A 12,735-nucleotide genomic window follows, 5' to 3' on the forward strand; every position below is an offset into this window, starting at 1 on the left:
TTGATGGAATAACAAATGAAAAAGTACAATGGGTTCAAGATAAACTAAATAATAGGCCTAGAAAGCGTCTAAATTACTTGACTCCAAATGAAAAATATAATTATGTTGTAAATAATCAAAAAGTTGCATTTGCAACTTGAATTCAGGTTTCTATTTTACTATCCATATATTCAGTTATCAATTACAAATTTGCAATGTTCTATAGTTTATTCACAATCATCTCCGTTGTGCTAACCATCAAGCCATAAGTAAAATAAATATAAGATTTTAAAATTCACGAACTCCACTAAAATAATAATTTATAAGACATTGAACTAAACTATCACACGGCCTCATCAGCACCATGAAATTTAGGTTTTATTGTGTGGCGTTTTATTATTCCTTTTATAAGACATTACTCTTTACTGCTTCTATAAAATTAAGTTCTTCTGTAATTTTAATAATGTTATTGTTTAGCATATCATTTGCCACCTTATTATTCGCCTTGATTTTCCCTATATAACGAGAAATTATTTGACTCTTTATGTCAATATCTTTCCATAATGTAGACGATGTAAAATCAGCTGTTGTATTGTTTTTAATTTTTCGAATAAGAACTTCTTTTATGCTTTTAAAATCATGACCACTAGATAATGTGAATTTTTCGTTGATTCTATTGTCTATTTCGATTAATTTATGAATAAAAATGAATTCTTTCGATGTCGTCAAGTTATTATTATTGAGATATGTTCCTCTTTGTTTAAGTGAAGTTATTAAATCAATTCTATTAGCCTCAATAGAATCAATATTATTAAAATATTGATGTTGATTATCAAAATCTGATATTTCAACTGATTTTAAAATGTCTTCAACATAGTCGATACTTTTAAAAAAATCGAAAAAGAGATTACTGTCAAAATTCTTTTTCTTACTAAATGATTCTAATAAATGATGTGTATTTAGTTTAGAGAGATAAGTAAGATTCTTAAAACATAATCTTGCAGGTTTTGAGTAGTGATATAGATCATTTTTTTGTTTTTCAAATGATTCAATATATTGTTTCTGTTGTTGCTTTATATTTTCTAAAGCGTCTTCTAAATTCTTTACAAAGTATCGATTTTCAGATTCTAATCGTTTCTCTCTTAATGTTTGTTCTTGTTTAATATAGAACTTAAAACCAAACCAAGCACCAAACGCAGCGCCTATGAGTGTTATTAATAAACTAACCCAAAGAGATGAAGGATCTGCATCATAATAATTCTCACCAAAAGAGAATTGAATATTCAAAAGCAAGCATGATTTCATATAAATATTTTATTAGAGTAATGCCACACAACGTAAAAGTGTTTTATCATTACGTTTGTCTAAGTTAACAAAAAAAGAGGATTAAGATTTCCTTAGATTCACTTTTATGATAGAGATACTGCCAAATAAAACATAGTTGAACAATGCCTTTAAACTTATGAGATAACAATCGGGACCTGACCCGTGTTGCTTTGAGGGTCTCACTTTTTTTGTGAGGCTCTCAATAGGTTCAAATAAACTTAGTCATCCCGAAAGGATTCGGGACCTGACCAGTGCTTACTTAACGGATGCACTTTTTTGTAAGGTTCTCAATAGATTCGAATAAACTTAGTCAAATTCCGATAACTTTCTGAATGACATATGCAGCTTCTTAATAGTCAGAGCCTGACACTTACAGCTTCCCGATAGTCAGACCCTGACCTGTGATATTTTGTTGGTTTGGTGGGGTTTGGATTTAATTTTAAATGCTTAGACAAAGCTATTCCTGAGCCTCGTTCTTTGCGTATTCGCTTAAATTTTCGAGGACTTTATATGATAAACGTTCCTTAGCCTCCTTGGTCCAACCCGAAGTCGCATTGGAATATAATAAGTTGCTGTATTGACTCAATTCTGCTTTATGCTCACCAAAAGCAACCACATCGAAAATAGCATAATTTCCAGATGTTTCAATCCAGTTCTTAAAATCCTCTTTCTCGAAACACAATCCGAGTGAGGTATTAATTAGTATTTTATTATTACCAAAGGTTTTAAAATGCTCGGCATTTAGAACTTTAGTTCCTCGTGGCAGGTGAAAAGAGATAATATCGCAATGCTCTAACAAATCGTTTAATGGTAGGTATTCGATACCTTCGTTCTCGGCATCGGGTTTTCTATTGCGACTGTAGTAATACGTTTTCGCTCCAAATGCTTGTAAACGATGAGCGGTTAAACGCCCTGTTGTACCCATACCAATTATGCCTATCTTTTTATTGGTCAGCTCAACGGGGTCTTCTCGCCACTGATGCTCACCTAAACCCTTAAGCAACTGAATGAGTTCTGCTATTATAAATTCACCAACACCTTCGTCGCCATAGTCTCTAACCCCTTTTACGGTAATTCCTTTTTCTATAGCATAAGAAACATCGACATTGGCTGAGTCGAAATCGATTAGACTACAACACATGCCAATATATTTTAGCTGATGACAGTGACTCAAGACAGAAGCATTAATTCGTGTATTCCACGATACAAAGACACAATCTGCATGTTGAATACGATTTATAATCTCAGCATCGTCTTTCGGTATATCATTATAGGCTATTATGCTTTTTTCTGATAGGCTTTGAAGCTTTTCTAGAGCAAATTGCTGTAAGCCTGTATAATCGATTATAACAATCTGTTTGAACTTAATATTTCCCATTCTTTGTCGTTTGTTTATGAGCGCAAATTAATATAATTGTGTCGATCTTGCTAAAATTTTGACGCTGATTAAAGATGATTTCATTATGATTTTAACTTTGGGACATCAATCTTATTTAGATCATTAAGATCTGCGTCTAATCCTAATCGTAAAACAAAAAATAATTGACGCTGATTAATGATGATTTCAATATGATCTTTACGTTTCGACATTAATCATATTTGAATCATTAAGATCTGCGTCTAATCCTCATCGAAAAACAAAAAAATCTTGACGCTGATTAAAGATGATCTCATTATGATTTTTACGCTTGGACATCAATATTATTTGGATCATTTAAATCTGCGTCTAATCCTCTTCGTAAAAAAAAAAAAATTGACGCTGATTAATGATGATCTCATTATGATCTTTACGTTTGGAAATCAATCTTATTTAGATCATTAAGATCTGCGTCTAATCCTCTTCGTAAAACAAAATAACCTGACGCTGATTAAAGATGATCTCATTATGATCTTTACGTTTCGACATTAATCATATTTGAATCATTAAGATCTGCGTCTAATCTATATTGCAAAACAAAAAATCCTGATGCTGATTAAAGATGATCTCATTATGATTTTTACGTTTCAAAATCAATCTTATTTGAATCATTAAGATCTGCGTCTAATCCTCATCGTAAAACAAAAAAAAATTGACGCTGATTAAAGATGATTTCATTATGATTTTAACTTTGGGACATCAATCTTATTTAGATCATTAAGATCTACGTCTAATACTAATCGTAAAACAAAAAATAATTGACGCTGATTAATGATGATTTCAATATGATCTTTACGTTTCGACATTAATCATATTTGAATCATTAAGATCTGCGTCTAATCCTAATCGTAAAACAAAAAAATCTTGACGCTGATTAAAGATGATCTCATTATGATCTTAACGTTTAAACATTAATCTTATTTGGATCATTAAGATCTGCGTCTAATCCTCATCGCAAAACAAATAAATCCTGACGCTGATTAAAGATGATCTCATTATGATTTTTACGTTGGGACATCAATCTTATTTCAATCATTAAGATCTGCGTCTAATCTATATTGCAAAACAAAAAATCTTGGCGCTGATTAAAGATGATCTCATTATGATTTTCACAATTGAACATCAATCTTATTTAGATCATTAAAATCTGCGTCTAATCTATATTGCAAAACAAAAAATCCTGACGCTGATTAAAGATGATCTCATTATGATCTTTACGTTTGGAAATCAATCTTGTTTGAATCATTAAGATCTGTGTCTAAGCTATATCGCAAAAAAATCCCCAAACCTGATTGTGGCTTGGGGATTTTAGATCATTATTATTTGTCTTATTTATAGTTCTTTTTCTCTGTGATATAATAGATCAAAGGAACGATTAGTAGCGTTAAGAATGTTGATGCAATAGTTCCACCCATTAATGAAATGGCTAATCCTTGGAAAATAGGATCGAACAAGATAACAACGGCTCCAATTACAACCGTTCCAGCTGTTAATAAGATTGGCGTAGTTCTTACTGCTCCGGCCTCAATGATGGCTTCCTTAAGCGGACTACCTTCTGCCAATCGGAGGTTGATAAAGTCGATGAGCAGTATGGCATTCCTAACCATAATACCCGCCAGGGCAATCAATCCAATCATGGATGTTGCTGTAAAGAAAGCACCCATTAACCAGTGACCAACTAAAATACCAATTAGAGATAAGGGAATAGATACCATCATCACAAATGGAACTTTAAAGTTCTGGAACCAACCAATAATCAGCATATAAATAACAAGTAGCACCACTGCAAAGGCTGTTCCTAAATCGCGAAAAACCTCGTAAGTAATTTGCCACTCACCATCCCACTTCAGACTATAATCATCCTCCATAGAGGGTTGTTGCGTGTATTCTTCAGTTAAAGAAAAACCTTCTGGTACTTTAATTTCTCCAAGATTCTCAGAGATTCCCATTATACCATAAACAGGACTTTCGAGCTTACCAGCCACATCAGCCGTTACATAAACCACACGTTTCTGGTTTTTGCGATAGATACTCTTTTCTTTAGTCACTTCACGAATATCAACAATATCGCCAATGGCTAACATTTCACCATTTTGAGTTAGAATATTCACTTTTTTAAGATCATTAATACTTGATCTCTCCTCCTCTTTTAGGCGAAGATTGATCCCAATTTGGTTGTGCTCATTTTCTTGATATAATTGAGAAACATCTTGACCATTAAGTGTCATGGCGATAGTTTGAACAACCTGCTGTGTACTAACACCTGCAAGCATCGCTTTCTCTTTGTTCACATCAAACTGATATTCTTTCTGATCATCTTCAATCATCCAATCCACATCAACCACATCTGGTGTTTTACTGAATAGCGTCTTCAATTGAGATGCAATATCGATTTGCTCTTTCTCATCTGGACCATAAACCTCAGCCACTAAAGTCGACATAACTGGCGGTCCTGGTGGTACTTCAACAACCTTAACATTGGCATGAAATTTTTCACCAATGGCTTGCAAACCTGGACGCATCCCTTTAGCAATATCATGCGATTGTTCTTTTCGATCGTCCTTATGCGTCAAATTAACCTGAATATCGGCCATATTAGAACCTCTACGTAAATCGTAATGACGAACCAAACCGTTAAAATTCATTGGTGCAGCTGTTCCTACATAACATTGATAATCCATCACATTATCTTGCTGAGAAATATAAGCTGCTAGCTCTTTTGTAACCACGGCTGTACGCTCAAGGGTTGTTCCCTCTGGCATATCGATAATCACTTGGAACTCGTTTTTATTATCGAAAGGCAACATTTTAACGGCTACCATTTTGAAATAAACCAAAGTTGTAGAAGCCAATAAAAGAACCGTTACCGAAAGAATGAATGTCCATCTCAATTTTGGAGACTCCAACATAGGGCGCATGGTTCTGTTATAAATCTTGTATATAAAACCATCTTCAAGCTTAAACTGACTCTCAATATCTTTGTTTTTATCTTCTCCACCTTTCAACAATCGATAGGCTAAATAAGGCGTAATGGTTAAAGCAACCAATAAGGAAAATATCATGGCAATGGAAGCACCAATAGGCATAGGACTCATATATGGTCCCATTAAACCTGATACAAATACCATAGGCAACACGGCAGCAATTACGGTAAAAGTCGCCAAAATGGTTGGATTCCCTACCTCATCGATAGAAAAAAGAGCCGCATCCATAAAGGACATCTTCTTCATTTTGAAATGCCGGTGCATATTCTCAGCAATAATAATGGAGTCATCTACCACAATTCCCGTTACAAAGACCAGTGCAAATAGTGTAATTCGATTTAAAGTATAGCCTAGATAATAGTAACTAAACATGGTAAGCGCAAAGGTGATAGGTACCGAAAGGAATACAACCAATCCTCCACGCCAGCCCATTGCTAGCATTACGACAAAAGTTACAGCTATAATCGCACCCAAAAGGTGTAATAAAAGCTCTGACACCTTATCGGATGCAGTTGCACCATAATTTCGAGTCACCTCCACATGAACGTCCGAAGGAATTAAATCTTTCTTCAATAATTCCAATTTATTTAGAATCTGCTCCGATATTTTCATTGCATCAGCACCACTCCGTTTCGCTACTGAAAGTGTTACGGCCTGATACTCGCCTTTAAAAGCAGCGTGCTTATCGTTCTCTTCTCCATACCCAAAACTCACATACTGAGAAGGAATTTCTGGTCCGTCAACCACCTCAGCAAATTGTTTTAAATAAACAGGGCTACCATTGTTTATACCAACAACAAGATTGGAAAGCTCTTCGGCATTTTCTATAAAACAACCTGTCTTAACCAAGAACTGATTATCCTTATTATTGAAAGAACCAGAACCCATTTGTTGATTAGCAGCTTTAATTTGCTGTGCAACACTTAAAGCATCAACATGGTAGTTAGCCATCAATTCTCTGTTCAAAATGACCTGAAGCTGTCGCGAACGTCCACCTCTAATTGCGGTAGAAGACACTTCGCTCACTTTTTTAACTTCGTTATTCAATTCCTGAGCCATTCGTCGGAGTTGAAAATCGTCATATTTTTCGCTCCAAAGGGTTATTCCCAAAACGGGAACGTCGTCAATTGCACGTGTTTTAATCAGTGGAAATGAAATACCTTTGGGCATCTCGTCCATATGTTTCATAATCTCGTTGTACATTTTAACAAGAGAACGTTCCACATCCTCTCCCACATAAAATTGTACAATTAACATGGCTTGTTCCGACATAGATGTTGAATACACATATTCTACGCCTGGTATATTAGCAACCACTTTCTCTAGTGGCTTCACAATTCTTGATTCAACCTCAGCTGGACTGGCACCTGGATAGGCTAAAAATATATCAGCAATTGGTACACTAATTTGAGGCTCCTCTTCTCGAGGAGTTAGGTACGAACTATAAGCTCCAATGATCAAAAACGCGACCATTAATAAAGGAGTTAGTTTCGAATTTATAAAGAGTTTGGCTATTCCGCCAGCAAATCCTGTTTTCATATGTTTTAGAAGATTAATCTTGAATACTTCATGTTTACTTTACATTATTCACCTTAAGCTTAGCACCATCCCAAATTTTACCTTTGTACGATGCAATATACTTTTCGCCTGAACTTAAGCCTGAAAGCACTTCAATTGAATTACCATAAGTTTTTCCGACACGAATCCAACGTAACAAAGCCGTATTGCTCTGACTTAGCGTATAAACACCAATAAGCTGTCCTCTTTCGACTAAAACTGACTTAGGAATCACAATTCGATTCGTCTCTCCCATTTGAATATAGACCTTCGCAAACATGCCTGTATAAAGTTTCAAGTTTGAATCCTTAAGCGCATCAAGTTGAACCTTAATTTCGAACTGATTTCCCGAATCAATTGCTGAAGGGTTAATTTCTGATACTCTACCTCGTAAACGACGTTTATTCTGTGCTGTCAATTCAACTTCTACGTAATCGTTAAGCTTAATTTGCGATATTTCCGATTCGGGAACACGAGCAAGCACTTGATAGTTTCCTTTTTTCTCGATTGAAAGTAAAGGCATTCCCGGAGATGCTAAATCTCCAACTTTAACGAACTGCTTAGTCACACGACCACTATACGGTGCGCTTACATTCGCATATTTCAATGATTCTTCAACTTCTACCAACATACCTTTAGCAGCTTCAAGTTTCGCATCAGCAACTTTCTTCTGAATCTGCATATCTTCCAATTCTTTCTTTGACGCTGATTTTTTGTCAAATAAATTTTGATATCGCTCCAAATTCTTTTCAGCATCAGCCATTAAGGTTTCTGAAAGCTTAAGGTTAGCTTCTGCTTGTTTTTTCTTTGCTAGAATATCCTTATTACTAATTTGTAATAAAAGCTGACCTTTACGAACAGTCTCTCCAAGTTTTACATGTATATTCTCAACTTGTCCCATAATTCGGGTACTTAGTTTCGAATAAGATGCAGCTTCAAGTTTTCCTGTAAAACTCAATAATTCTGCTTCCTTTATGTTTTCTACCTGTGCAACATCAACCGTCAAGTCGAAGCTTTCTGTTTTTTTCTTTACCGGTTCGCTACTGCATGAAGCTAATAATCCGATTGCAACAAAAATGCTTAAATAATATTTTGTGTTCATAGTATATCTATTGAATGGTGGTTATCTATTTTTTTTGATTTTATTTTAATTCTTTTTCAAGAAGAAATTCCAAATAATACTTAGCTGTATAAAATGTATTTATTGCATTCAAATATTCTAAGTTTTTACTAGCATAAAGTGTTTCTGATTGAATAAGATCAGTCATTTTCTCAAGACCTTGTTTAAAACGGTTTGTACGAATTCTTAAAGCTTCTTCCGATTGCTCTTTTGCCAATCGGCCCGTTTCAATTTTTTGAATACTCAAAATGAGTGAACGTTTAGCATCTTTTATCTTCAAATTATTCTGCTCTAGATAATCATCAAAATCAAATTTTTGAAGTTGTAGTTCCGCCTTAGCTTTTTTAACACTAGCTATATTTTTGTATCCTTTAAATAGATCCCACGATAATGAAGCACCAATCATATAATTATTAGCACTTGTACCTAAAAAATCTTTATCGTTCCATTCATAAGCACCAAAGGCATTAATGCGTGGCAAAAATTTATTCCGTGCCGATTTTAACATCTGCTCCTTTGCTGAAACACCTTTTTTATAGGCTAAAATATCAGATCTATCTTCATTGTTCTTTTCATCATTAAGATTTGAACTCATAAGTGGTTCTTGAAAAACATCAGTAGCTGATAAAACATCACTTGATTCCATTCCTATTAAAAAAGCCAAATAATCAGAAGCACCTTGTCTTTGATTTATCGATTGGTTCAAATTATTCTGAACTTCTAAAGCACGAACCTTAGCAGCTAAAACATCAGCCTCCTTAATTAAATCTTCCTCAAAAAAGTCCAAACTTTGTTTCAGGTTTGCATCAGTACCGGCTTTAACCTTTTCAAAAACATTCACAGCTTCTTGTGCTAACTGCAATTGTTTATAGGCTTTTTTCACCTCAAACTTGACATACTCAGCCATTCTCTCCGATTGAAGGCTTACTGCATCGAAACCTAACTTTGCAGCTTTACGTTCATAAATACCATCAAAATTCAAAAGAGGTTGTTCTACCTTTATCTGAGTTTGAAAATTCGACATAGAACCTGGATCATTTAATAAAACAGGATTAAAATCACCAGACGTTACGACTTCTTGTTTCAACTTAAAACCAAAACTTGCTAAGGGGTCGTTTGTTCTAACAGCGGTATGAGATAGGTTAATTCCAGGTAAAAATAAGGAATTAGATTGTTGATAATTTGCCTTCGCAATTTCAACTCGAGATTTAGACTTTTTTATCTCCTTATTGTTTTCTTCGGCTTTTAATAAAGCTTCCTTAAGACTGATATTAACACCATTTGACTGTGCAACAGCAAAAAGAGGGCTAAAAAGCACTAAAAAGATAATCAATCGACAAGTTATATTTCGCATATATTTTATGATTTTGAATTCTTTAACGCATCAAAACTATATAAAAATCGGCACACATACAACTATCTATATATCTAAATTTTCTATTAGCTTATAGATTAACCACATCAATTCTTATATTAAAGAAAATTAAGGTTTTAGCTTGATATGAGCAAATTATATTTTGTATTAAATACGATAGGTTTATCTTTGCCACTTAATTATTAAAAAAGCAATAAAATCTTGTCCTTAGACTTAAACTAAAGGCTAGAATTAAAATACAACTAAAAACCATGAAAGATTCAGTAGTAATATTGTGTGGCGGTGGACCAGCTCCAGGAATTAACACCGTAATAAGTAGTGTAGGAAAAATATTTCTTAAGAATGGATATCGCGTAATTGGTATGCATGAAGGATACAAAGGCCTTTTTTCTGAAAATCCTGAAACTCAAGATTTAGATTTTCCATTTCTTGACGGTATTTTCAGTAAAGGTGGATCTTCTCTTAAAATGAGTCGTTTTAAACCTAAAGACACCGATTTCAACACGAATTTCTTTGTTAAGAACAATGTGAAGCTATTAGTCACCATTGGAGGAGATGATACAGCATCTACAGCAAATCGTATTTCTAAATATTTAGAAGATAATCAAATTTCAATTTCAAATATTCACGTACCTAAAACTATTGACAATGATCTTCCATTACCTGTGGGCTCTCCTACTTTTGGATTTCATTCTGCCAAAAATGAAGGTGTGCGTATTGCGACAACAGTTTATGAAGATGCTCGTACATCGCAAAACTGGTTTGTATTAGCTGCAATGGGACGTGAAGCAGGTCACTTAGCTTTTGAGATTGGTGTTTCTACTCATTTCCCAATGATTATTATTCCTGAAATGTTTAACAAGACTGATATCTCTGCTGATAAAATTGCCAACTTGGTTATTTCATCAATAATAAAACGCCGTATTCTAGGATTAAACTATGGTGCTGCTATTATAAGTGAAGGTGTTTTCCACTTTATGGATACCAAAGAAATTGAAAGTACAGGTATCAACTTCACATACGATAACCATGGTCACCCAGAGTTGTTTAACGTAAGTAAATCGCACGTATTTAATATGTTTATTCAACGTAAAATTAAATCGTACAATCTAAATATTGGTACTCGTCCAGTAGAATTAGGTTTTGGATTACGTTGTTGTCCCCCCGTTGCTTACGATTTAGATTTATGTACTATGTTAGGAAATGGTGTTTACAAGCTATTTAAAGCTGGACAATCGAAATGTATGGTAACTGTTGATCCTAAAGGAGATTCTGCCCCTCTGTTTCTTAAAGATGTAGAAGATGAGAATGGTAAAGTTAAACCTCGTTTGGTTGATATTAATAGTGAGAAAGTTCAATCAGTAATGAACAACAACTTACATTATTTATGTGAAGAAGATTTGGAAGCGGCTAAAACATACTTACCAGATGCAGAAAACTATTTATTCAAAAAGATCTTGAACTGGGAATAAAATAGTACTTTTTATAATTACTTAAAGCCCAAATCACATCATTGATTTGGGTTTTCTTTTATCTGCTATTTTCAACTCATCCAAAACTTATTAATGAAAGAAACACCAAAATAATACGTTAACAAATTTCGTAAAAGACTATTGATGCAACAATATGTTGGTAGAAGAAGCTATCAGCACCAAGAAGCCAATAATATCTTGATAAATTGTAAAATAAAACTAACTACTAGGCGTAATCCATTTATTTAAAACTCCCATTGGCTCATAGTTGTCTGACTGCTAACAACTAACCACAAAACTTATCAAAACACAATTAAAATCTAAATATTATTTTAAATAAAATAGCCTCAATCGCTTGTTTTATCTGATAAAAACTCTACTTTTGCCAACGCTTTGAAAAAATAAAGACATTCTAATTTATTTCAAATCAACATCTGATCAAATCATTCTTTTAATTAAGAATTAGATATAAAGATCTTTCTCACACCTGGCTTCCACCTGTGTGAGTTAAGCTAAGCCCTTATCATTTATTTGGTAAGGGCTTTTTGTTTGCATTTCGGCTTTATTAATAATAAAAAGCGTTCAATAATTTCGCGTTCAAATCCCTTCAATAAATCATATTAAGAAAACTCATCGCTATTTATATCAACTCTATACACAATAGTACAAACACCACATACTACTGATTACTAATGTAATTCAAGACACACAAAGCCCCACAAACATGCACGTAGTTACTTTTATAACTAGATACAAATTTACAAATTGTAATAACTTACTTTTAAGGATGCTATATCTGATAAAAAGAATACTTTTGCGGCTGCTTTTCACACAAAAAATAAAAATGGAAAACACACAATTAATTATTCAAAAGGATACTACAGCGAATCCAGGACCATTAGGACTTTGCGGATTTGGATTAACCACAATCCTATTAAACCTTCATAATGCTGGTTTATTTGGCTTAGATACGATGATTCTTGCAATGGGAATCTTTTTTGGTGGTATTACTCAAGTTATTGTAGGAAGTATGGAGTGGAAAAAGAATAACATCTTTGGCACCATGGCTTTTACATCTTACGGTATTTTTTGGTTGACATTAGTATTTCTATTGATTCTTCCAAAAATGGGCTTAGGAACAGCTCCAACACCTATAGCAATGGGGTATTTCTTATCTGTTTGGGGTATTCTTTCATTGGGGTTCTTTGTAGCAACTCTAAAATTAGGTAGAGCATTAGCCATTCTATTTGCTACAGTTGTTATATTATTTGCTTTATTAGCAATTGCCAACTTCACAGGTAATCACATGATTCATACTATTGCAGGTATCGAAGGTGTTATTTGTGGCTCTATTGCGGTTTATATTGCAATGGCACAACTTTTTGAAACGGTATATGGTCGTCAAATTCTTCCTTTATAAATAAAGGACTGATATAAGATCTTTCTCACACTGGGCTTCCACCTGTGTGAGTTCAGTTAAGCCCTCATCATTCATTTGATGAGGG

General features: G+C 33.9%; 8 protein-coding genes. 2 read left to right on the forward strand and 6 right to left on the reverse strand.

Going from position 1 to position 12,735, the window contains the following annotated elements:
• Nucleotides 1–384: 384 nt before the first annotated feature.
• The 6 genes from EMN46_RS11415 to EMN46_RS11435 all read right to left on the reverse strand — a co-directional run bounded on the left by EMN46_RS11415 (nt 385) and on the right by EMN46_RS11435 (nt 9,737).
• The gene (locus tag EMN46_RS11415; RefSeq protein WP_154200941.1) at nt 385–1,284 is read right to left on the reverse strand and encodes a hypothetical protein; all 900 of its coding nucleotides are present in this window, start codon (nt 1,282–1,284) and stop codon (nt 385–387) included.
• Between the two features lie 478 nt (nt 1,285–1,762).
• On the reverse strand, nt 1,763–2,683 hold the full coding sequence (locus EMN46_RS11420; protein WP_154200942.1) for an NAD(P)-dependent oxidoreductase: 921 nt from the start codon (nt 2,681–2,683) through the stop codon (nt 1,763–1,765).
• Between the two features lie 83 nt (nt 2,684–2,766).
• Nucleotides 2,767–2,895: a hypothetical protein gene (locus EMN46_RS20230; protein ID WP_255447786.1), complete on the reverse strand. Its 129-nt coding sequence runs from the start codon at nt 2,893–2,895 to the stop codon at nt 2,767–2,769.
• A 1,155-nt stretch (nt 2,896–4,050) separates the two neighbouring features.
• Nucleotides 4,051–7,245, reverse strand: coding sequence for an efflux RND transporter permease subunit (locus tag EMN46_RS11425; protein WP_154200943.1), 3,195 nt, complete (start codon nt 7,243–7,245; stop codon nt 4,051–4,053).
• A 34-nt stretch (nt 7,246–7,279) separates the two neighbouring features.
• Nucleotides 7,280–8,365, reverse strand: a complete 1,086-nt coding sequence (locus tag EMN46_RS11430; RefSeq protein WP_154200944.1) for an efflux RND transporter periplasmic adaptor subunit — start codon at nt 8,363–8,365, stop codon at nt 7,280–7,282.
• Between the two features lie 40 nt (nt 8,366–8,405).
• On the reverse strand, nt 8,406–9,737 hold the full coding sequence (locus tag EMN46_RS11435; RefSeq protein WP_154200945.1) for a TolC family protein: 1,332 nt from the start codon (nt 9,735–9,737) through the stop codon (nt 8,406–8,408).
• 272 nt (nt 9,738–10,009) lie between these two features.
• On the opposite strand from EMN46_RS11435, the gene EMN46_RS11440 reads away from it, so the two are divergent.
• A complete protein-coding gene (locus EMN46_RS11440; protein WP_154200946.1) occupies nt 10,010–11,230 on the forward strand; it encodes a 6-phosphofructokinase in 1,221 nt (406 codons plus the stop codon).
• 844 nt (nt 11,231–12,074) lie between these two features.
• The gene (locus EMN46_RS11445; protein WP_154200947.1) at nt 12,075–12,650 is read left to right on the forward strand and encodes a GPR1/FUN34/YaaH family transporter; all 576 of its coding nucleotides are present in this window, start codon (nt 12,075–12,077) and stop codon (nt 12,648–12,650) included.
• Nucleotides 12,651–12,735 lie beyond the last annotated feature (85 nt).

Source organism: Ancylomarina sp. 16SWW S1-10-2, assembly GCF_009669305.1.
Taxonomy (GTDB): domain Bacteria; phylum Bacteroidota; class Bacteroidia; order Bacteroidales; family Marinifilaceae; genus Ancylomarina.

What these genes read in the sequence shown, in the direction of transcription:
- EMN46_RS11415 (WP_154200941.1), bottom strand. Translation starts at nt 1,284, where the DNA reads ATGAAATCATGCTTGCTTTTGAATATTCAATTCTCTTTTGGTGAGAAT.
- EMN46_RS11420 (WP_154200942.1), bottom strand. Translation starts at nt 2,683, where the DNA reads ATGGGAAATATTAAGTTCAAACAGATTGTTATAATCGATTATACAGGC.
- EMN46_RS20230 (WP_255447786.1), bottom strand. Translation starts at nt 2,895, where the DNA reads ATGTCGAAACGTAAAGATCATATTGAAATCATCATTAATCAGCGTCAA.
- EMN46_RS11425 (WP_154200943.1), bottom strand. Translation starts at nt 7,245, where the DNA reads ATGAAAACAGGATTTGCTGGCGGAATAGCCAAACTCTTTATAAATTCG.
- EMN46_RS11430 (WP_154200944.1), bottom strand. Translation starts at nt 8,365, where the DNA reads ATGAACACAAAATATTATTTAAGCATTTTTGTTGCAATCGGATTATTA.
- EMN46_RS11435 (WP_154200945.1), bottom strand. Translation starts at nt 9,737, where the DNA reads ATGCGAAATATAACTTGTCGATTGATTATCTTTTTAGTGCTTTTTAGC.
- EMN46_RS11440 (WP_154200946.1), top strand. Translation starts at nt 10,010, where the DNA reads ATGAAAGATTCAGTAGTAATATTGTGTGGCGGTGGACCAGCTCCAGGA.
- EMN46_RS11445 (WP_154200947.1), top strand. Translation starts at nt 12,075, where the DNA reads ATGGAAAACACACAATTAATTATTCAAAAGGATACTACAGCGAATCCA.